The organism is uncultured Paraglaciecola sp. (assembly GCF_913058035.1).
GTDB lineage: Bacteria > Pseudomonadota > Gammaproteobacteria > Enterobacterales > Alteromonadaceae > Paraglaciecola.
The window spans coordinates 17,872-38,075 of the sequence record NZ_CAJXPA010000013.1; the positions used below are offsets into that span (position 1 = coordinate 17,872).

Below are 20,204 nucleotides of genomic sequence, written 5' to 3' on the forward strand. Positions count from 1 at the left end.
TATTAGAACCATAAATAACAAAAAATTACGTAATAATGATCCTGTGAACTATTCCAATGCAAACGGATGTCTAACAATTGAAAAAATTATTTGGCCCAAAAGCACAAAAGATGATTGGTCTTGATATCGGTACTCGCTTTATCAAAGCAGTAGTTCTCGAAAAATCAGGTGCACAATATAACTTACAAGCCTATGCCTGCGAGCCCATTCAGGGTAATGCTTTTGCAGAGCGTGAAATTAAGGATTTCGAAGCAGTTAGTCATGCACTTAAAAAAGTGAAACTTGCCTTAAAAATTAAAGGTAAGTTAGTTGCCATCGCAGTATCGGGGTCAACTGTACTTAATAAAATTGTGTATATGGATCCGGGACAAACCGATCATGAACTTGAAAGCCAGATTGAATTGGAAGCGGATAGTCTTATACCGTACCCATTGAATGAGGTGTATATTGATTTTGAAGAGATAATGAACAGTCAAACCATTAATAATAAAGTACAAGTATTATTAAGCGCAGTTCACAAAGAATTAATTGACCGCAGGATCACATTGCTAGATGAAGTAGGCTACGAAGCCAAAGTCGTTGATGTTGAAAGTTATGCCTTAGGTGCAGCAGTTGCGTCTTTTCACCCACATGAAGCCGAAGAAACCGTTTGTTGTATCAATATCGGTGCCAGTCATTTGCAAATGTGCGCAGTAAAAGACGGGCAAGTCATATATACCAAAGACCACAACTTTGGTATGGACGCATTGATCCAAGACTTGACCATGCTTTACAGCCAAGAACGTTCTCAAATTGAACAACAATTAACTGATGGCACATTACCAGAAACATGGAAACAAGACGCATATCCGATGTTCTTGGCTAACCTTCAACAGAATATCAACCGAGCATTGCAAGTGTATATTAGCGCGTCCGGTAAAACTCGCCCAAGTTCATTACTTATATGCGGTGGCGGTGGATACATAAAATCCTTGCCTGACGATTTAACTGCAGATTTAGGTATAGAAGTCATCTGTTTTAACCCATTTACCAACATGGTGATTGCAGATAATGTTAATCAAGATGACTTAGAACAAGTCACAGGCCAACTCATTATCGCTGCGGGATTGGCCAGTAGGAGTTTTCAAGCATGGCACATATAAATTTACTGCCTTGGCGCGAGAGTCGAAGAGCTGAACATAAAAAAAATTACCTGACCTTGTTAGTCGCACTAACAACGATTGCATTCAGCTTAATGTTTATTGCTGGCAATGTGCTTGATAAAATGACCGGAAATCAAAATTATCGAAATAATTTTATTGAGCAACAAACAGCCATATTAGACAAACAGATTAAAAAAATTAAAAATATTAAAAAAGACAAAGAAGCTATTGAACAAAGAATGGCCTTAATAGAACAGCTTGAGTCAAGCAGAAACGCCGTACCAATAGTTTTGGATGAGCTGGTGAGATTAGTACCCAATGGCTTATCTTTTCGCAGTTTTTCTCGTCAGGGCAATCTTATTGAAATATTGGGAGTAAGTGAATCAAACAACAGGTTGGCAGATTTTATGCGCCAATTAGAAGATTCAACTATTTTTAGTAGTGGTGAATTATCTTCTATTAAGGCTGATACATCTGCTCTAGAAGCAGTCAGTGATTTTAAGCTTACCTTTACTATTAATCCGAGTGTTGCTCCAGATTTTTCAGTGATTAAAGAGGAGCCACAAAAATGAAATTTGATTTTAATAAATTAAAGGAGATTAACGATTTAGATTTCGAACAAGTGGCTACTTGGCCTTTTGAAGTTAAATCTCTGGTTGCAGTGTTTGTTGTGGTAATTGGCCTAGTGGGTGGATATTATTTTTTAATAAAAGATAAACTGCCATTACTCGAAGTGGCTCAGAATAAAGAGTTATCGTTAAAGCAAACCTACCAAGGTAAGTATCGTATTGCCGTCAACTTACAAGCCTACGAAGAACAACTCACTCAATTACAAAACGATTTTTCATCTATGCTAAAGTCACTTCCGACTAGCAATGAAACACCTGGATTACTGGATGACATTACATTAGTGGGCACATCTGCCGGACTTACGTTCAGATTGTTAAATTGGCAAAGAGAAATTCCAAAAGAATTCTATTCAGAGCTGCCAATTGAAATGGAAGTATTTGGTGGGTATCACAACTTTGGACAATTTGCTTCAGAGATAGCCGGATTGCCTCGAATTGTTACAGTACATGATTTTGAAGTCACCCAAGAAGTCAATACTCTTAAGCTTAAAGTACAGGCAAAAACGTACAGAACATCTAATGAGCAAGACACTACAACGGAAGAGCAAGCACAATGAACCATATTAGAATTGTGTTAGTAGCAGCACTATTAAGTGGCTGTGAAGCCAAAGTTGACGATTTACAAATATTTATTGCTGAGGTCAAACAGACAACTAGCGTTAATATAGAGCTGTATCCTGAATTTGAAAGCAAACCTACCTTTATTTATTCTGCTAACACTTTACGCAGTCCATTTCGACGTCCAAGAAATACAGGTGTTAGAGTCAAAGCAAAAGTAGCATCCCAATCTAATTGCGCACAACCCGATTTTAATCACAGCAAACAACCATTGGAAAAATTTGGTATCGATGCATTATCTATTACCGGCGTTTTTCAATCTAATGGTAAAAAATGGGTGCTAATTAAATCTAATACTGGCAGCTTATTTAAAGCTACAATTGGCGATTACCTAGGATTGTTTTTCGGGAAAATCGATTCTATTCAAAATGGCACAGTTTCTTTTACTGAAATGCTGCCCGATGGTGCTGGCTGCTGGCAGAAAAAGCAAGCCACACTCACCATGCTTTCGAAGGCAGGAGAAGATGATGTCTGAGCGTTTTATTTTTAACAAAAAACTTAATCGAACTAATCCAATATGGTTTTGGCTAACTGCACTAGTTGCGGTAACTGCAAGCTTATTTGCATTCGAATCATTTGGCCAAGAAAATGCTGTTGTATTATTCGATGCTAAACCTAAAGCTGACAAAGTTTTTCATTCTGAATTGCAAGACATACAGTTTTCACGTTTGCCCAATGGCGGAGCGAAAGCTTTGATAACGTTTAGTAATGGAAATTTTCAGCTGCAGTTGAGTGAAACAGATAAAACATTAAGTTTGGTTTTGCCCAGAACAAAATTAGCCGACGAGCAATTGTTTACGCTTGATGTGGTGGATTTTGCAACACCAGTTAATTCCATTGAAACATTTCAAGATGAAGAACAAACCAGAGTTGAGTTTTTACTGCAAGACAGAATCATCTTTCGTCATCAAAAAGGTGCCAATAGTCTAAGTATAGAAATCGAAAAGCGAACGCAAGATAGCCCGCCAGATAGTCAACAAACCGATTTTGCTGGCGAACCGATTTCACTCGATTTTCAAGACGTCCCCGTTCGCCAAGTCCTGCAAATAATAGCCCAAGTTAACGGTTTTAATTTGGTTACGACTGACACGGTTACAGGAAACGTGACTATCAGTTTGTCTGGAGTTCCTTGGGATCAGGCTTTAGATATGATTTTAAAGATCAAAGGATTGGACAAAAGACTCGAAGGAAATATATTACTTATCGCGCCCACTGAAGAACTAACTGCTCGAGAAACACAACAATTACAATCTAAGCAACAAGTAGCTGAACTAGCACCTTTAATCTCGACAAACGTGCAAATTAATTATGCTAAAGCGCAAGACTTGGCCGCCATTCTCAAAGGTACTGATAACAGTATTCTAACACCTAGAGGTAGTGTTGCAGTTGATGAAAGAACCAACACACTTTTACTTAGGGATACACAAACATCAATCGATGAAGCAAGAATTTTAGTTGATGCCTTAGATATCCCTATCAAGCAGGTATTGATAGAATCACGTATGGTGACTGTAAGAGACAACGCTAGCGAGTCATTAGGTGTACAATGGGGGTTGAGCAATACTATTAGTAATGGAGCCGTATCAGGCTCATTATCGGGTGCTGATTCCCTAACCAGCGGCGTGATCCCTTCTATAACAGACAGGCTCAATGTGGCGTTGCCAGTGAGTAGTCCAGCTGGGCGAATTGGTATACAAATCGCACGACTGCTGGATGGAACCATCATCGACTTAGAGTTATCTGCACTGGAATCTGAAAATAAAGGTGAAGTCATTGCAAGCCCTCGTATTACTGTAGCAAATCAACATGAGGCTTATATTGAACAAGGAACAGAAATTCCTTATGTTGAAGCAACCTCAAGTGGCGCTACTTCGGTTGAATTCAAAAAGGCAGTTTTAAGTTTGAAAGTCACTCCACATATCACTCCGGATAATAGGATTATTATGGATTTAGTTGTGACCCAAGATACACGTGGGGATACGGTGTCAACATCTACTGGTGATGCAGTTGCAATTGACACTCAAGAAATAAGCACACAAGTGTTAGTTGAAAATGGTGAAACCATAGTATTAGGTGGAATTTTCCAGCAGAGCTCTTCAAACGATGTACGAAAAGTACCACTTTTAGGTGATTTACCTTTTGTAGGTTATTTATTCAAAAATTCATCAGAAATAATGGAAAAACGCGAGTTATTAATCTTTGTGACGCCTAAGATTTTGACAGATGAATTAAGAACTAAGTGAAATTTGGACATGTTTCATCGTTAAATCTATTTAAAAAACAGTTTTATCGCTTGTTTAGACTGTTTTTTTATTATTCCTGCTGCATAATCTTTACAAAGCTTGCAAATTTCACCGTAAAACTGAGATAATCATCATCTCGAAATTTTCGACGAGGTCTGGTTAATCCATAAAAGGGTAGCCGAACAGAACTTTCTACCCCTTAAACATAGTTGTGAAATAAGCAAAAATGGCTGAAAAACGTAATATATTCCTTATAGGCCCGATGGGTGCTGGTAAAAGCACTATTGGTAGACACCTTGCAGACGAACTTCATCTAGAATTTTTTGATTCTGATCAAGAGATTGAGAAACGCTCTGGCGCAGATATCGCTTGGATATTTGATCTTGAAGGAGAAGAAGGCTTCCGTCTGCGTGAAGAAAACATCATTAACGACTTAACTGATAAACAAGGCATTGTTTTGGCAACGGGCGGTGGTTCTGTAGTCAGCAAAAATGTTAGAAATAGGTTATCAGCACGAGGCATAGTGGTATATTTACAAACTACTATTGATAAACAAGTCGCTAGAACTCAGCGTGACAAGCGTCGTCCCTTGTTACAGAAAGACGATCCTGAGACAGTGTTGCGTAACTTAGCAGATGAACGTAATCCGTTATATGAAGATGCAGCTGATTATATTGTCGATACCGACGACCAAAGTGCCCGTGCTGTTGCGAACCAGATCATCGTTAAGATAGGTTTGTAAATCTTTTTTCTTATGTAACAATTATAGGGCTAGCTAAATATGGCGACACTAACAGTTGAGTTGGGTGAGCGTAGCTACCCTATATTGATTCAAGCCAATCTTCTTAAAAATCCTGCAGTTCTAAGCAAACACCTCACTACAAATAAAGTAGTAGTGGTAACCAATGACGTAGTCGATCCGCTCTACTTTTCTATTGTCAATGAGGCCTTAGCTGGCTTTGAAGTTAATAAAATTATCGTGCCTGATGGCGAACAATACAAAAATTTGAAGAGCTTTGAAATGGTTATTTCAGAGCTGTTAGGGATGTCTGCTGGTCGCGATACAACTTTAATTGCATTAGGTGGTGGAGTTATAGGTGACTTAACTGGTTTTGTTGCTGCAAGTTTTCAGCGTGGTGTGCCCTTCATTCAGATCCCTACTAGCTTATTGTCACAAGTTGATTCATCAGTTGGTGGAAAAACAGCAGTGAATCACCCTTTAGGCAAAAATATGATTGGTGCGTTTTACCAACCAAAAGCTGTTTTAATCGATACCAATAGTTTAAGCAGTTTGCCTAAACGTGAATTTGCAGCGGGAATGGCTGAAGTAATTAAATATGGTGTGATTTACGACTCAGACTTTTTTGGATGGTTGGAGGAAAACCAGCATGCTATCAAGCATCAAGAACTAACAGCACTGCAATACATGATTGCTCGCTGTTGTGAAATAAAAGCAGAAATAGTGGCTATTGATGAAAGGGAATCTGGCTTGAGAGCATTACTCAATTTAGGTCACACATTTGGCCATGCCATTGAAGCTGAAAAAGGTTATGGAAACTGGTTACACGGCGAAGCCGTCTCAGCAGGCATCGTTCTTGCTTGTGCAGTAGCAACTAAGATGAATTGGCTCGAAGCGTCAGAATTCAGTCGCATCGAATCCCTGCTACAAGCATTTGATTTACCTACAGTTGCACCTGTTGATATGGCATATGACAGCTTTATTCGACATATGCGACACGATAAAAAAGTGCAAGCTGGTCAGTTGTTTTTTGTTATACCGAAGGGAATTGGCAAAGCGGTGGTCACAAATGAAGTATCTGAAGAGGTGTTACGCGCCGTTCTTTCTTAGGATTAGATTTTTACTTGTTATATCTATGTTTTATGCACAGATGTAATACGTATCTCCACCTAGGTATATGCAAATGGCTGTCTCAGAACTTAACGACCGATTAGACTATTTAATCAGTTATTCTTCACAACTTGTGTTTGTTTGCAGCGACAAGATTCAACTGCAATCCAAAGTCATTGAAAGCTTTATTGCTCAGCAAAGTGAACACGCTGACTTAGCTTTACTCACTGCAAATGAGTTAACTCCTTTGGCTAATTATCGAGAAAAATTATTTCGACAACTCATCAGCCAAAACCAAGAGGCAGATTTTAATCGGCCTCTCAATCAACTGCTAGCTAAGTTAAACGAGCATAATGGTCCAATTTTGATCAGCGTTTTTCAAGCTGAAAAGTTGCCTAATAAGCTTGTTAAAGAATTATGGGACTTGGTCTTACAAAGCCGCTTTGCCAACAACAAACAGCATCTTAATGTATTGTTAATGGGGCTTTCTGATTGGGCACAAATGACTAAATCAGGCTTAGGAGCTAAATCCAAAGGTCAACCTATAGTGTTAAATAGTCAAAACGACATCCAACACATCAATGATAATGAATTTTCTGATTTAGAATCACTAATTCAAGATAAACGAAAAAAGTTTGCTCAACGTATACAGGATCGTCATTACCAGTCTGCTGTTTCTCAGCCTATTTATAAAAAATGGTGGGTAGCGACTTTATTTGGATTGGTTTTTTTAATCACTTTTACTGGAATATTAGGCTGGCAATATTCAGAGAAGGTTAGTGTAGTCATATCCTTTGTTAACGCCCAGATTTTTACCCAAGAACAACCTGTCAAACTCTCTGATATGACAGAATTAGAAAAGCTACCATCCGAAATAATGACTCAGCCCGAACCTCAAATTATTAGAAAACTCGATACATCGACTAATTCACCTATCGTTAAACAAGTGAACACCAAAGATATACTGGTTACTGACTGGAAAACGGCAAGTGCTAAAATTAAAGAGTATTCAAACAACGTTCTTTTACAAACCAGTAATAATGATGAACAAACAAAACTATCTTCAGAACCAGACCCCTCTATTATAGCTGTTGTGTCTGCAGATGAGACAAACACTGTTAATGATTATCGAATCGAAGATAAGGTTAAGTTTGATCCCATAGTCAAAAAAACAGAATTACAGTTGAGTAATATTGAACAAGTTTTAACTGATGATGTCCTTTATCCTGTGCCTGAAATGTTGTTGGCACTACCTTCTGAAAATTTTCTAATTCAAATAGCTGCAATGGCTAATGTGAATATCTTGCAAGATTACATTAGAGATGAGCAGCTTGGCCAACAACTATGGTTATATAAAACTCAACGTTACGGTGGAGATTGGTATGTGTTGTTGAAAAACCAACATTTTTCTTCAATAGATCTTGCTAGAGCAGAAATAATCAACCTAGCGGACAGCATGTTAAGAAATACACCTTTTGTTAAGCGTGTTTCCCAAGTCAAACAAGAAATAAGCATTTCTGTGCCTTAAGCTATTTGTTGTTTCTACCTAGTGCCGTTACAATCCTGCCAGACAAATTTGCGGCTTTGACTTGGTTGAAACATTGGCAGTGACAAAAGATAAAAAAAATAGAGCTTTTTTAAAATGGGCTGGCGGTAAATTCAGTCTTATTGAAGACATAACCGCTAAGCTTCCACAAGCCAAAAAACTCATTGAGCCATTTGTTGGTGCAGGTTCAGTATTTCTCAATACCAATTATTCTAAATATCTACTCAACGATATAAACGCTGACTTGATTAATTTATATAATATTGTCAAACATCAATCTAGCGATTACATAACAGACAGTGCTAAGTTTTTCACACCCGCTTTTAATGAAGAGCAACGTTATTACCAAATAAGACAAGAGTTTAATGACAGTGAAGATATCTATGAAAGGGCTATTTTCTTCCTTTACTTAAACAGGCATGGTTACAATGGGTTATGCCGCTATAATAATAGTGGAAAATTTAATGTGCCTTTTGGCAGGTACAAAGCTCCTTATTTTCCAGAAAAGGAACTAGTGTACTTTGCAGAGAAATCTCAGTTAGCCACTTTTACCTGCGATTCTTTTGAGAAAGTCTTCGCCAGAGCTCGAAAAAACTCAGTGATTTATTGTGACCCTCCGTATGCACCTATCAGCAAAACCGCTATGTTTAATAGCTATGCTGCTGGTGGATTTACGTTAGATAACCAAATTAAACTAGCATCATTGGCCCGTCGCACTGGTTACAAACGCAATATTCCAGTGTTGGTTAGTAACCACGACACAGAGTTTACTAGGGATATTTATCAAGGTGCTGATATGACTGAACTTCAAGTTAGTCGTTTCATCAGCCAAAATGGCAGTACTAGAATAAAAGTTGCTGAGCTGTTGGCCTTATTTCAGGTCCAATAGTTTGATTTGAAGTGTAGAATTACTATCTTGTCTTGGCTGGATTTTCTGCTTCGCTGTTTCCTGAGCGTGATAACAATTCAAGTAAATCAATAAAGTGGAACTGGTAGGAGCTAGATCTTCCGGTAAACCACTCAGACCAGCTTACGCCTTGTGTTTGACCTTCATTAGCGCATCTATTTGCAGGATGGCTAACAGGTAATTCATGGTCAATGACTGTAGTTTCTGTATCTCCGCAGAAAGCACTTTTATCGTCTAATGAAATTTGAGGAAAACTTAATATTACAACTGCTGCCATACAAGCTAACGTTATTCCAGTTTGGGTAAATAACAATTTTGACTTCCTGTTCATGGTGTTTCCAGCTTCGAGGTAATTACTTATACTATACCTCTAATTTAGTTTGCAACAACTGCACTTCAACTCATATGTTATAGACTTTGTCGTTAATCTTTAGATATAAAAAAGGCACAATAATTGTGCCTTTTTTATATTTCTCAAATTAACTAGTTTTATAAATCAAATGATTTGCTAAAAGAAAAATACATGGCTTCATCGTCATCAAGATCAGAACCACTAAATATGACTCCAACACCTACATCGAAACCACCAATCTCGGTACCGTATGCTACTTCAAAATATTCACCGTCAAACTCATCACCCCAAAGACCAACAGTGCCTGAAAAACCATTACTTTCAATAGAGATGCCGGTGAACGTGTAATCGGCTTCTACAATTTCCAAATCATCATCTCCGTCCTGCGTACCTACAGAATACTCTAGACTGAACATACCGAATCCAGCATTTAAGTTTATCTCATTGTATGCACTGTCAAAATCTCCTGTGTATTGGTATGTAGTCAGTCCTGCGCTCAAAGCTAAACCGCTATCAAATTCAAAACCATAGCCTGCGTAAACGTCGATTTCTAAGCCATCAGCTACATCGGCAGCCCAGGTACCTACATAAAAACCGCCATTTCCATAATCTAAGCCTACACTTGCAGAACCACTAGACGTTTGTTGAATACCACGAAAGTGATACTCAGAGACATATCCGACATTTGAACTAACGCTACCTTCAGCCGTTGCCACTTGACTAACACTAGATGCAGCTAAAATAGCGGCGGCTAAGACGGTAATTTTTAAAGTTTTCATGTATTTACTCCGATTGTAATTATATAATTTTAGTTATTAAATTTTGTTTATAACAATTTGTTTTTATTCTAATAGACTCTGCAACGCAAAACTAATGCCTAAATGCAACTAACAATATAGCCCTCCTAAAAAAGTGTTTATCTCTCTGTTTTCGTTGGATATTTCATAATATAAATCGTCTTAAACAACACCCCCTTAAAGAAATTTAGTTTACAATATGCACCATAAAAGTACAATTTGTCATTATTGGTGCAAGGTTATTATGAACTAGTGCAAACAGGACGCTTTTGTCTTTTGGGATTTTTCTGTAAAGTATCGATTTTGCTAGCAAGGTAATATATGAAACCATACTTAATCGCTCCTTCAATATTATCCGCCAACTTTACCAAATTAGGTGAGGAAGTGGACAACATATTGGCTGCTGGCGCAGATGTCGTACATTTTGATGTAATGGATAATCACTATGTCCCAAATTTGACAATCGGCCCGCTAATTTGTAACGCATTACGAAAACATGGAGTAACGGCTGATATTGATGTACATCTTATGGTGCAACCTGTGGACGATATGATAAAGCAATTCGCTGACGCTGGCGCAAGCTATATTAGCTTTCACCCCGAAGCAACACTTCATGTAGATAGAAGTTTACAGCTCATCATTGATTCTGGTTGCAAGCCTGGTCTGGTGTTTAATCCTGCTACTCCTTTACAACATCTCGACCACGTAATGCATAAATTGCATCATATTTTACTAATGTCTGTTAACCCAGGTTTTGGTGGTCAATCTTTTATTCCACAAAGTTTAGATAAATTAAAAATCATTCGTGCATTAATTGACCAATCTGGTTTAGATATTCGATTAGAAATTGACGGCGGCGTAAAAGTCGATAACATTCGCGCCATCGCTGAAGCAGGTGCTGACATGTTTGTTGCTGGCTCCGCTATATTCGGCCAAGCAAACTATCACAATGTGATCCAGCAGATGCGTTCTGAGCTTGCCTTAGCCAATTAATTCTTTTTTAACATTATATAAGTAGAACAAATCAACATGACAAAACCAATTGTACTTAGCGGTTGCCAACCTTCGGGTCAACTCACCATTGGCAATTATATGGGCGCACTTCGTCAGTGGGTCAATATGCAAGATGATCATGACTGTTTATACATGTTGGTTGATTTACATGCGATCACTGTAAGACAAAATCCAAAGATTTTGCATCAAGCTTGTTTGGATGGATTGGCATTATACATTGCTTGTGGGATTGACCCAGCTAAAAGCACAGTTTTTATGCAGTCTCATGTACCTGAACACGCTCAATTAGCTTGGTTAATGAACTGTTACACCCAAATGGGTGAACTTAATCGCATGACCCAGTTTAAAGATAAGTCAGCAAAAAATGTATCTAACATTAATGCAGGTTTATATTCTTATCCAGTATTAATGGCCGCTGATATTTTATTATATCAAGCTAACCAAGTACCTGTAGGTGAAGACCAAAAGCAGCATTTAGAACTAGCTCGAGATATTGCAACACGTTTCAACAACGTATATGGCGAGATATTTAGCATACCCGATCCTTATATTCCTGAATTTGGTGCCCGGGTAATGAGTTTGCAAGATCCAACAAAAAAGATGTCTAAGTCAGACGACAACGTCAACAATTTTATAGGCCTATTGGAAGATCCCAAAAAAATATCTAAGAAAATTAAGCGCGCAGTGACAGATTCAGACGACCAAGCTCGTATTTACTTTGATACAGCAGAGAAGCCAGGCGTATCCAATTTATTGAGCTTACTGTCATGTGCAACGGGAACCGCGATCGAAAAACTCGTTCCTAGTTATGATGATAAAATGTACGGTCATTTAAAATCAGATGTAGCCGATGCAATAGTGGCATTAATTGAGCCCATTCAGGTTAAGTATCATGCCCTCAGAGATGACCAAACCGAGCTGAACAGAATAATGCATGAAGGCTCAGAAAAAGCCAGTCAACGCGCTTCAGTAACACTTGCAAAAGCATATGAAGCGGTAGGCTTTGTTAAACGCCCTTAAATTTTTCATTGGTTAAGCGCAACGATGCTTTTATTAATAGATAACTATGATTCATTTACCCACAACTTGGCTCATTATTTTGAAGAGCTTGGTCAGGAAGTTGTTGTGGTGCGCAATGATGAAATTGATTGTGTGCGAATACGTACTTTTTGCCCCGATTATTTGGTTTTTTCACCTGGCCCCTGCACACCTGATAGTTCGGGGGTAACACTTGAAGCAATTAAAGTATTCGCTGGCCTAATACCGATATTAGGTGTTTGTCTAGGTCACCAAGCTATAGGTCAAGTATTTGGAGCAAAGATTGTTAAGGCCCAACAAATAAGACATGGGAAAACCTCACAAATTTTCCATTCTCACTCCGCTTTGTTTAAAAATGTTCCTATACCGTTCGCTGCCACTCGTTATCATTCATTAGTGATAGATAATATGAGTATCCCCGATGACTTTAAAATAACAGCTTGGTGTAGCAACGGTGTTAATGTCAAAAATAACGATTTATGCCAAAATAGGTCAAATAAAACTGAGGTAATGGCTATTGAACATAAAACATTACCCATTTACGGCGTTCAGTTTCACCCAGAATCCTTATTAACTGAGTTTGGTCATCTCATACTTAATAATTTTCTAAACAGCTAGAAACACCCTGTCGTGTTGAAAAAATATAGTTATATTAAATTAATTGTTATCTTACTTAGATAACTACTTTCAAAAAAGCAATTACATAAGAATATAATAATTAATGAATACGCACAAAGACGTAGAAGGCCTAATTAAACAGCGCTATGAAGCACTATTTTTAGATATAAAAACAGCACAAGAAAGCGCGTTTAATGAAGGCAAGCCTGTACTGAGCGTTATCGAAATTGAACAAAGCAAAACAGCAAGATCATTACTGCACGTTGAAAAACAAGCAATCCGAGAAAAAGACTTAAATAGTAAATCTGACCTGAGTTTTCTTAACACCATAACCAAACAGGTTGATACTGAAGTCGAAAAACGACTTGAGGAGAGTCTTAAAGATACAGATTACTTGTACAAAAAAATCATGGGAATAGACTCATCCCTTCCTAATTTACTTGATTTAGTAGGCCTAAAAGTAGCCACTATTTCTAAAATTGAACCAGTTGCCAGTGAGTTACCTTGGCTTTTCAGTGATTTAATGAAGTTTGTTAATCAATCTAAGTATCAACGTGTTGACAACAAAGGCAAGGTTGTATTGGTTGAGACGATGCGAGTCGGTCTTAATTTTTTTGGCATAGAAAATTTAATTATTGTGCTTACATCCCTAGCTTTCAAACGTTCGTTGCCTCAAATCACCGAACCTTACCCAATGATAAAGTTAAGGATTTGGGAAGACGCTTTAGCAGTCGCTATTTCCTGCAAACAAATAGCGTCTTTGGTAGGCGTCAATCAAAATCACGCATTTTGTCTGGGCATGATACAAGCGATGGGCAAAGTGGTGGTGTCAAAATTGTACTTTAGGCTTTTCGAGACCGTGTTGCGAGAAGCTTTGGTGGAAACTCAAGATTCACAAAAGCATGAAGAACATGCTGCTCTAACCAGAATTACACCATCAGGTCCATTTCTCAACCACTTGATTGATAAATACGCATTAGGTGTCAGTGCTAGATTGATTGATAAGATGGCTATGAAGAGGGTTTTTATTGCCAATGCAATGTTTGAAGTGGCCAATAATAAGCCCGCCGCAGACATATCCCCGCTGGCCTTAGTATTAAAGCAAGGCAAAGCTTATGCCCAATACCGCATACTAAAAAGGTACAAGTTAATCGATGTAGAGCAGTCTAAGGCATTTATACGTACATTAGGTATGCCTGCAGGAGCTTTAGAGTTACTTAAAGCAACAGATATACGCTCACTTGACCTAAGAATGATTAACGATTAATTTTTTTAAGCATATTCATGCAACACCTCAAAAACAGTAGAAAATAGAAAAAGTTCTGAATACAAGCTCATAGTATTGGCTTACATGACACTAACGCTAAAAACTAGTTCGTTACCAGCTAGATAGTTATTCACTATTCATGCAAAACTAAGTGAACCCCTTTAAAAACGTAGCTTTGCCTGCAACATGTATGAAGACAAGTGTTAAACCTTCTGACATAATAGTCCTCTTTTTAAACCAGAATATGACACTAGTAAGGCAATATTATGAATGTAACTCGCGACTTGTTCAATGAAGTAATGGTTCCTAACTACAATCCAGCAGCAATAATTCCAGTAAAAGGATTAGGCTCTCGATTGTGGGATCAAGCAGGTACCGAATACATCGATTTTGCTGGAGGAATTGCGGTTAACGTACTAGGCCATTGTCATCCCGAGCTTGTATCTGCCCTAACAGAACAAGGCGAAAAACTTTGGCATTTGAGCAATGTATTAACCAATGAGCCAGCTCTTCGCTTAGCTAAAAAGCTAACCGATGCCACATTCGGTGAAAAGGTTTATTTTGCTAATTCTGGTGCTGAAGCCAACGAAGCTGCATTAAAATTAGCTCGTCGTTTTGCCCTTGACCATTATAGCGAGCAGAAAGACCAGATAATATCTTTCAAGCAAGGCTTTCATGGCCGTACGTTTTTTACCGTCACAGTGGGTGGACAAACAGCTTATTCTGATGGTTTTGGTCCTAAGCCAGGTGCTATCGAACATGCAGATTATAATGATTTAGCCAGTTTCGAAGCCTTAATATCTGATAACACCTGTGCAGTAATGATGGAACCACTACAAGGTGAAGGCGGCATAATCAGTCCTACTATTGAATTTGTCAAAGGTGTACGTGCTTTGTGTGATAAGCACAACGCAATACTTATTTTTGATGAAGTACAATCTGGTGTCGGTCGCACAGGAGAGCTCTATGCTTACATGGGGCTTGGCGTAGTTCCAGATATACTCACAACAGCGAAGGCATTAGGTGGCGGCTTCCCAATTGGCGCCATGATAACAACGACTAAAATTGCAGAACATTTAAAAGTTGGTACGCATGGCAGCACTTATGGTGGTAATCCACTGGGCTGTGCGGTAGCCGAAAAAGTTTTGGATATAGTTAATACGCCAGAAGTATTGAATGGTGTTAAGCATAAAGAACAGCTTTTTCGTAAAGGGTTAGAAAAAATTAATGAACAATACCATTGTTTTGCAGAAATCCGCGGTAAGGGCCTATTGCTAGGAGCTGCATTAAATGAAGACTTCGCTGGCCGTGCTCGTGAATTTTTAGTTGCTGCTGCACAAGAGCATCTTATGTGTTTAATCGCAGGTGCTAATGTTGTTCGTTTTGCTCCGTCTTTGATTATTCCTGATGATGATATTCACGAAGGTCTTGCCCGTTTTGAACGAGCAGTGGCTAAAGTTGTCAACGGGTAATCAAATATGAAAATCATTCGACCAATCCAGCGTGACGATTATTTGTCGCTGTATGAAATTGCCCAGGAGTCTGGGGTCGGTTTCACTTCGTTACCAGTAAACGAAGTTTTACTTAAAAGTAAAATTGAGAAGTCAATACAAGCCTTCGCAAAAGATGTAGCTGAACCTGCAGATGAGAGCTATCTGTTTGTAATGCAAGACCAAGAAACACAAGACGTTGTCGGTACTAGTGGTATTGTAGCTGGCGTTGGTCTAGATGACGCATTTTATCATTATCATTTAAGTAAAGTGGTGCATGCATCTCGTGAATTAAAAATTTACAACAATGTCGATATACTCACCTTGTGCAACGATTACACGGGTGTATCTGAGATATGCACATTATTTTTGCGACAAGGTGCCAGAGAAGGATCAAACGGAAGGTTATTATCCAAATTTCGTTTTCTGTTTATGATGGAACATAGGCAGCGTTTTGCTGAAACTATTATCGCTGAAATGCGCGGCATCAACGACGAAAAAGGTCAATCACCTTTTTGGCAATGGTTAGAAGAACATTTCTTTTCTATGGATTTCCCTACGGCTGACTATCTCACCGGAATTGGTCAAAAGCAGTTCATTGCTGAGCTTATGCCAAAATATCCAATTTATGTAAGCTTGTTAAGCAAACAAGCCCAGGCAGTGATTGGTCAGGTACACGATAAAACCAGACCAGCATTGCAACTCCTCGAAAAAGAAGGCTTTAGTTGCAGAGGTTACGTGGATATTTTCGATGCGGGTCCTACCGTTGAGGCAAATTTAAAACATATTCGTAGTGCGCAAGCTAGTGTAAAAAAGCAGATTAAAGTGACTTCTAAGATAGATGACGATCAGCCAACTTTTTTTGTCATCAATACTAAAGTACACGACTTTCGTGGAGTGTGCACAACACTCGTCATCGATACTGAGCACGCGACTATCGGCCAACAAGCCGCCGATGCACTCGGAGTGAGCGATGGCGACAACATTCGCTTTGCTCCAACTCATTTCAGGACATAACTATGAATAAACAAACACATTTTATTGCAGGCGACTGGCTTGCGGGTCTTGGACACGACATACAATCAATAGATCCTGCAAAAAAAAGTATTATTTGGCAGGCTAAATCAGCCTCTCAAGAACAAGTTAGTTCAGCTGTCAACGCCGCCCGTTTGGCTTTTGTTGCTTGGAGTAATCTAACGTTTAACGAAAGATTGGCTTATGTGAAAAAATTTGCAGCGTTACTTGAGCAAAATAAACAAGCACTTGCTTTAACTATCGCACAAGAAACTGGTAAACCTTTGTGGGAAACGACAACTGAAGTGGGCGCTATGATAGGTAAAATCACCTTATCTGAGAAAGCTTACCATGAAAGAACGGGGACAGTTGAGAACCCCATGCCATTAGGCAAAGCATTTATTCGACACAAACCCCATGGTGTAGTGGCAGTATTTGGACCATACAACTTTCCTGGACACTTACCAAACGGACATATCGTTCCTGCGCTACTAGCCGGAAATACTATTGTATTTAAGCCAAGTGATCTTACGCCGGTCGTAGCAGAAAAAACTTTAGAGTTATGGCAGCAAGCAGGCTTACCTGCTGGTGTATTAAACATGGTTCAAGGTGAAGTTGAAACAGGTAAAGCACTTGCTTCTCATAGTGGATTAGATGGCTTATTTTTTACCGGCAGCTCGCGTACTGGAAGATTGTTGCACGAACAGTTTGCTGGTCACCCCGGCAAAATCTTAGCTTTAGAAATGGGGGGGAATAATCCACTAATAGTCAAAGATGCAGCAGATACCAAAGCAGTGGTGCACGATATTATTCAGTCTGCATTTGTCACTTCTGGTCAACGCTGCACTTGCGCCCGCCGTTTGTTTATTCAACAAGGTGAGGCTGGTGATATTATTATTAACAAATTGATTGAAGCAACTAATAATATTCAAGTTGGTATGTACGATGCTGAGGCACAACCTTTTATGGGCGCAATGGTTTCTCAACATGCAGCGTCTTTGATGGTCAAAGCACAACAACAGCTAGTCACACTGGGTGCGAAGCCATTAGTCGAGCTTAAACACCTAGATACTGAGTCTGGATTTGTTAGTCCTGGTATTATTGACGTAACTGACATCCTAAATGATATGCCAGATGAAGAACATTTTGGTCCTTTACTTAAAGTCATTCGTTATATTGATTTTGATCAAGCCATAGATGAAGCCAACAATACAAGTTTCGGTTTATCTGCTGGTCTATTAGCTGATAACCCAGCAGATTACCAACACTTTTATCAGCGTATTCGTGCTGGTATAGTCAACTGGAATAGGCCAATTACTGGCGCCAGTGGTGCAGCACCTTTTGGTGGAATTGGTGATAGTGGTAATCACAGAGCAAGTGCTTACTATGCAGCTGACTACTGTGCTTACCCTGTTGCTTCTGTAGAACTAGAAAAAATGACATTACCTGATACATTGAGCCCAGGATTAAGTATTTAATGATAAAACGAGGGTATAAGTGCTATGCATAACAAAATAGATAGCTTGTTTAGCCATTTATGGCAAGACTATTTGGCCATTACGCCTTCTGCAAAAAAAGTACACGATTTGTTAGAAGAGTTTGAGTCTGGGCATTCAGATAAAAGTACCAAGTTGGTCAATGACCATATTGCATTGCGCACCTTTAATATAGAAAAAATTAACTTAGATAAACTTGCGTCACACTTTCTAGCGTTAGGCTACACAGAACAAGGTCAATATGACTTTACTGAAAAAAAGCTGCGCGCCAAACACTTTGAGCATGCCAGCGATATGCACCCCAAAGTGTTCATTAGTGAACTACTTATTGAAGAAATGCCTGTTGATGTACAAAAAATTATCTTAAAAATGGTTGATAACATCGCTGATGACCAGTCTTTAAAAGACAATTTTTTGTATTCAGGAACACATTGGCAAATCAATACCCAGGAATATGACACGTTAGTCGCACATTCTGAATATGCTGCTTGGATGTCAGTTTGGGGGTTTAGAGCCAATCACTTCACAGTTAGTTTAAATCACATGCAGCACTTTAACTCACTGGAACAAATGAATACCTTACTCAAAGAGTCAGGATTTGTTTTAAATTCTTCAGGCGGTGAAATTAAGGGTGGTCCAGAGGTACTATTGGCTCAGTCATCGACTATGGCAGACAAAATAGAAGTTAAATTCACCAATGGAAAGAAAACAATACCTAGCTGTTTTTATGAATTTGCACAACGATACCCAATGGGGTCTGGAAATCTATACCAAGGTTTTGTAGCTGCTTCTGCAAATAAAATATTTGAAAGCACTCATAATTAAATTTTAATACTCACAAAAAAAAGCCAGCTGTTGAAGCTGGCTTTTTTGTTAATGATATAAAAGTCGAAACTAGACAGTAAATGAAGCACCACAACCGCATGTGGTGGTTGCATTAGGATTAGTCACTAAAAAGCGAGAACCCTCCAATCCTTCTGTATAATCCACTACGCCACCGACTAAATATTGCAGGCTCATAGGATCGACTACCAACGTCACTTCGTTTTTGTCTATAGTAGCGTCGCCTTCATTAACCTTTTCATCAAAGGTAAATCCATATTGGAAACCAGAACAGCCACCACCGGTTACATAAACCCGTAGTTTTAAATTTGGATTTTCTTCTTCATCCACCAAAGTCTTAACTTTTCTAGCTGCGGCATCAGAAAATTCAATAGGTAATGCAATTTGCACTGTCATAACTTGCCTCGTAAAAATGTAATAACTTTAACGAAACCGATTATCTAGTACCTGACTAATATGGTCAAGTATTCACTAAGACTAATTAATGCTGACTCAGTCATACTTGCCTTAGTTATGGTTAATCACCCAATCAAATACAGTGGTTAACTCACCTTTTTTACGTTTAAACTGAAAAATAGTGGCATGCACAGATACTTTTTCTGGCTGAAAATCTTCTGGCAATCTGATTTCACCCTCAATCACTTGAAAATATTTAAAACCAAAGGTTAGACTTTTTTGTTCTTGATCAGATAACAAATCATTGATCGAGTATTGCTTAGCTTTACCTTTTTCACTACCTATTAAGTTAACCTTTAAATTCCCTCTAAGAGTATTCTTGGTCTTATTTTGTTGCATCAAAACAAGTTCAAATCGAAAAGAATGCTCACTCAATGCAGGTTTTAGATTAAAACCCTCAATCAGAAAGCCTTGTTCATCCAATTCTGGTGCCATCACTTGTTGATAAAAGGCGAGCTGGGTACGTAAGCCCTTTTCAACATCAATACTTTTGCCAGTTTCAACAAAATGTTGCTGTTGAGTCAGTTTTGCAATCTCAAGTTCAACCCCTAAGATATTTAAATTTTTAGTCAATTGCTCATTTTCTAACTTAAGATTTTGAATACTTTCTTCATGGGTTGATATTGTCATTTTTTGTTGGGTGAAATGTGAATTACCCAAAAAAAAGCCTAGATACAAAATGGCAGTAATCATCGCAATTAGAATGATATAAGACTGAAATGCACCAAATTTATTTTTTAGATCAGAAATAATCAATTTATGCCCTTTAAAAGCTACAAAATGTTCTCAATAAAGTTATATATTATCATTTAGTTATTTAAAATAATTGTATGATTTATCAAATATTCAGCCTTTTGAATACTCTAAAAAGATTAACTCTATAAG

The 20,204-nt window shown here is 38.4% G+C and carries 21 protein-coding genes; 17 read left to right on the top strand and 4 right to left on the bottom strand.

The window, feature by feature from the left end:
* The first annotated feature begins 77 nt into the window (after window positions 1-77).
* From pilM to QZ562_RS03350, 9 genes are all read left to right on the top strand, one after another.
* Window positions 78-1,142: a type IV pilus assembly protein PilM gene (pilM, locus tag QZ562_RS03310; RefSeq protein WP_293756877.1), complete on the top strand. Its 1,065-nt coding sequence runs from the start codon at window positions 78-80 to the stop codon at window positions 1,140-1,142.
* Window positions 1,130-1,714, top strand: a complete 585-nt coding sequence (locus tag QZ562_RS03315) for a PilN domain-containing protein (protein WP_293756881.1) — start codon at window positions 1,130-1,132, stop codon at window positions 1,712-1,714. The genes pilM and QZ562_RS03315 overlap by 13 nt, the downstream gene beginning before the upstream one ends.
* Window positions 1,711-2,328, top strand: a complete 618-nt coding sequence (locus tag QZ562_RS03320; protein WP_293756884.1) for a type 4a pilus biogenesis protein PilO — start codon at window positions 1,711-1,713, stop codon at window positions 2,326-2,328. The genes QZ562_RS03315 and QZ562_RS03320 overlap by 4 nt, the downstream gene beginning before the upstream one ends.
* Entirely contained in the window at window positions 2,325-2,864 is a 540-nt protein-coding gene (locus QZ562_RS03325) for a pilus assembly protein PilP (RefSeq protein WP_293756887.1), read from the top strand. Before QZ562_RS03320 ends, QZ562_RS03325 begins: the two co-directional genes overlap by 4 nt.
* Window positions 2,857-4,632: a type IV pilus secretin PilQ family protein gene (locus QZ562_RS03330; protein ID WP_293756889.1), complete on the top strand. Its 1,776-nt coding sequence runs from the start codon at window positions 2,857-2,859 to the stop codon at window positions 4,630-4,632. Before QZ562_RS03325 ends, QZ562_RS03330 begins: the two co-directional genes overlap by 8 nt.
* Window positions 4,633-4,858: 226 nt before the next feature.
* Window positions 4,859-5,374 (top strand): shikimate kinase AroK, encoded by a 516-nt coding sequence (gene aroK / locus QZ562_RS03335; protein ID WP_293756892.1) that lies wholly within the window; start codon window positions 4,859-4,861, stop codon window positions 5,372-5,374.
* A 39-nt stretch (window positions 5,375-5,413) separates the two neighbouring features.
* A complete protein-coding gene (gene aroB, locus QZ562_RS03340) occupies window positions 5,414-6,481 on the top strand; it encodes a 3-dehydroquinate synthase (protein WP_293756895.1) in 1,068 nt (355 codons plus the stop codon).
* A 73-nt stretch (window positions 6,482-6,554) separates the two neighbouring features.
* Window positions 6,555-8,009 carry a DamX protein gene (locus QZ562_RS03345; RefSeq protein WP_293756897.1) on the top strand — a complete coding sequence of 485 codons (1,455 nt, stop codon included), beginning with the start codon at window positions 6,555-6,557 and terminating at the stop codon, window positions 8,007-8,009.
* Window positions 8,010-8,070: 61 nt separating this feature from the next.
* Window positions 8,071-8,916 (top strand): Dam family site-specific DNA-(adenine-N6)-methyltransferase, encoded by an 846-nt coding sequence (locus tag QZ562_RS03350; protein ID WP_293756900.1) that lies wholly within the window; start codon window positions 8,071-8,073, stop codon window positions 8,914-8,916.
* A gap of 22 nt (window positions 8,917-8,938) precedes the next feature.
* Here QZ562_RS03350 and QZ562_RS03355 read toward each other — a convergent pair whose 3' ends face one another.
* Together QZ562_RS03355 and QZ562_RS03360 are read right to left on the bottom strand one after the other, a co-directional pair.
* A complete protein-coding gene (locus tag QZ562_RS03355) occupies window positions 8,939-9,265 on the bottom strand; it encodes a hypothetical protein (protein WP_293756903.1) in 327 nt (108 codons plus the stop codon).
* A gap of 158 nt (window positions 9,266-9,423) precedes the next feature.
* Window positions 9,424-10,065, bottom strand: a complete 642-nt coding sequence (locus tag QZ562_RS03360; RefSeq protein ID WP_293756905.1) for a TorF family putative porin — start codon at window positions 10,063-10,065, stop codon at window positions 9,424-9,426.
* A gap of 339 nt (window positions 10,066-10,404) precedes the next feature.
* On the opposite strand from QZ562_RS03360, the gene rpe reads away from it, so the two are divergent.
* The 8 genes from rpe (at window position 10,405) to QZ562_RS03400 (ending at window position 18,845) form a co-directional block, all read left to right on the top strand.
* A complete protein-coding gene (gene rpe / locus QZ562_RS03365; protein WP_293756907.1) occupies window positions 10,405-11,076 on the top strand; it encodes a ribulose-phosphate 3-epimerase in 672 nt (223 codons plus the stop codon).
* A gap of 36 nt (window positions 11,077-11,112) precedes the next feature.
* A complete protein-coding gene (trpS, locus tag QZ562_RS03370; protein WP_293756909.1) occupies window positions 11,113-12,117 on the top strand; it encodes a tryptophan--tRNA ligase in 1,005 nt (334 codons plus the stop codon).
* Window positions 12,118-12,141: 24 nt separating this feature from the next.
* Window positions 12,142-12,753 carry an aminodeoxychorismate/anthranilate synthase component II gene (locus QZ562_RS03375; RefSeq protein WP_293756911.1) on the top strand — a complete coding sequence of 204 codons (612 nt, stop codon included), beginning with the start codon at window positions 12,142-12,144 and terminating at the stop codon, window positions 12,751-12,753.
* A 103-nt stretch (window positions 12,754-12,856) separates the two neighbouring features.
* Window positions 12,857-14,020 (top strand): HDOD domain-containing protein, encoded by a 1,164-nt coding sequence (locus tag QZ562_RS03380; RefSeq protein WP_293756913.1) that lies wholly within the window; start codon window positions 12,857-12,859, stop codon window positions 14,018-14,020.
* Between the two features lie 266 nt (window positions 14,021-14,286).
* The gene (locus tag QZ562_RS03385; protein WP_293756915.1) at window positions 14,287-15,492 is read left to right on the top strand and encodes an aspartate aminotransferase family protein; all 1,206 of its coding nucleotides are present in this window, start codon (window positions 14,287-14,289) and stop codon (window positions 15,490-15,492) included.
* Between the two features lie 6 nt (window positions 15,493-15,498).
* A complete protein-coding gene (gene astA, locus QZ562_RS03390; protein ID WP_293756917.1) occupies window positions 15,499-16,527 on the top strand; it encodes an arginine N-succinyltransferase in 1,029 nt (342 codons plus the stop codon).
* Between the two features lie 2 nt (window positions 16,528-16,529).
* A complete protein-coding gene (gene astD / locus QZ562_RS03395; RefSeq protein ID WP_293756919.1) occupies window positions 16,530-18,002 on the top strand; it encodes a succinylglutamate-semialdehyde dehydrogenase in 1,473 nt (490 codons plus the stop codon).
* Window positions 18,003-18,026: 24 nt separating this feature from the next.
* On the top strand, window positions 18,027-18,845 hold the full coding sequence (locus QZ562_RS03400; RefSeq protein ID WP_293756921.1) for a DUF1338 domain-containing protein: 819 nt from the start codon (window positions 18,027-18,029) through the stop codon (window positions 18,843-18,845).
* Between the two features lie 69 nt (window positions 18,846-18,914).
* Here the strand turns inward: QZ562_RS03400 and erpA are convergent, their stop codons facing one another.
* Both erpA and QZ562_RS03410 read right to left on the bottom strand, forming a co-directional pair.
* Complete coding sequence (gene erpA / locus QZ562_RS03405) at window positions 18,915-19,259, bottom strand: iron-sulfur cluster insertion protein ErpA (protein ID WP_293756923.1); 345 nt, start codon at window positions 19,257-19,259, stop codon at window positions 18,915-18,917.
* A 111-nt stretch (window positions 19,260-19,370) separates the two neighbouring features.
* Window positions 19,371-20,075 (bottom strand): DUF6776 family protein, encoded by a 705-nt coding sequence (locus QZ562_RS03410; RefSeq protein WP_293756925.1) that lies wholly within the window; start codon window positions 20,073-20,075, stop codon window positions 19,371-19,373.
* Window positions 20,076-20,204: the final 129 nt, after the last annotated feature.

What these genes read in the sequence shown, in the direction of transcription:
- QZ562_RS03345 (WP_293756897.1), top strand. Translation starts at nt 6,555, where the DNA reads ATGGCTGTCTCAGAACTTAACGACCGATTAGACTATTTAATCAGTTAT.
- QZ562_RS03320 (WP_293756884.1), top strand. Translation starts at nt 1,711, where the DNA reads ATGAAATTTGATTTTAATAAATTAAAGGAGATTAACGATTTAGATTTC.
- QZ562_RS03330 (WP_293756889.1), top strand. Translation starts at nt 2,857, where the DNA reads ATGTCTGAGCGTTTTATTTTTAACAAAAAACTTAATCGAACTAATCCA.
- astA (WP_293756917.1), top strand. Translation starts at nt 15,499, where the DNA reads ATGAAAATCATTCGACCAATCCAGCGTGACGATTATTTGTCGCTGTAT.
- QZ562_RS03355 (WP_293756903.1), bottom strand. Translation starts at nt 9,265, where the DNA reads ATGAACAGGAAGTCAAAATTGTTATTTACCCAAACTGGAATAACGTTA.
- QZ562_RS03385 (WP_293756915.1), top strand. Translation starts at nt 14,287, where the DNA reads ATGAATGTAACTCGCGACTTGTTCAATGAAGTAATGGTTCCTAACTAC.
- QZ562_RS03360 (WP_293756905.1), bottom strand. Translation starts at nt 10,065, where the DNA reads ATGAAAACTTTAAAAATTACCGTCTTAGCCGCCGCTATTTTAGCTGCA.
- aroB (WP_293756895.1), top strand. Translation starts at nt 5,414, where the DNA reads ATGGCGACACTAACAGTTGAGTTGGGTGAGCGTAGCTACCCTATATTG.
- aroK (WP_293756892.1), top strand. Translation starts at nt 4,859, where the DNA reads ATGGCTGAAAAACGTAATATATTCCTTATAGGCCCGATGGGTGCTGGT.
- QZ562_RS03325 (WP_293756887.1), top strand. Translation starts at nt 2,325, where the DNA reads ATGAACCATATTAGAATTGTGTTAGTAGCAGCACTATTAAGTGGCTGT.
- astD (WP_293756919.1), top strand. Translation starts at nt 16,530, where the DNA reads ATGAATAAACAAACACATTTTATTGCAGGCGACTGGCTTGCGGGTCTT.
- erpA (WP_293756923.1), bottom strand. Translation starts at nt 19,259, where the DNA reads ATGACAGTGCAAATTGCATTACCTATTGAATTTTCTGATGCCGCAGCT.
- trpS (WP_293756909.1), top strand. Translation starts at nt 11,113, where the DNA reads ATGACAAAACCAATTGTACTTAGCGGTTGCCAACCTTCGGGTCAACTC.
- rpe (WP_293756907.1), top strand. Translation starts at nt 10,405, where the DNA reads ATGAAACCATACTTAATCGCTCCTTCAATATTATCCGCCAACTTTACC.
- QZ562_RS03375 (WP_293756911.1), top strand. Translation starts at nt 12,142, where the DNA reads ATGCTTTTATTAATAGATAACTATGATTCATTTACCCACAACTTGGCT.
- QZ562_RS03380 (WP_293756913.1), top strand. Translation starts at nt 12,857, where the DNA reads ATGAATACGCACAAAGACGTAGAAGGCCTAATTAAACAGCGCTATGAA.
- QZ562_RS03315 (WP_293756881.1), top strand. Translation starts at nt 1,130, where the DNA reads ATGGCACATATAAATTTACTGCCTTGGCGCGAGAGTCGAAGAGCTGAA.
- QZ562_RS03400 (WP_293756921.1), top strand. Translation starts at nt 18,027, where the DNA reads ATGCATAACAAAATAGATAGCTTGTTTAGCCATTTATGGCAAGACTAT.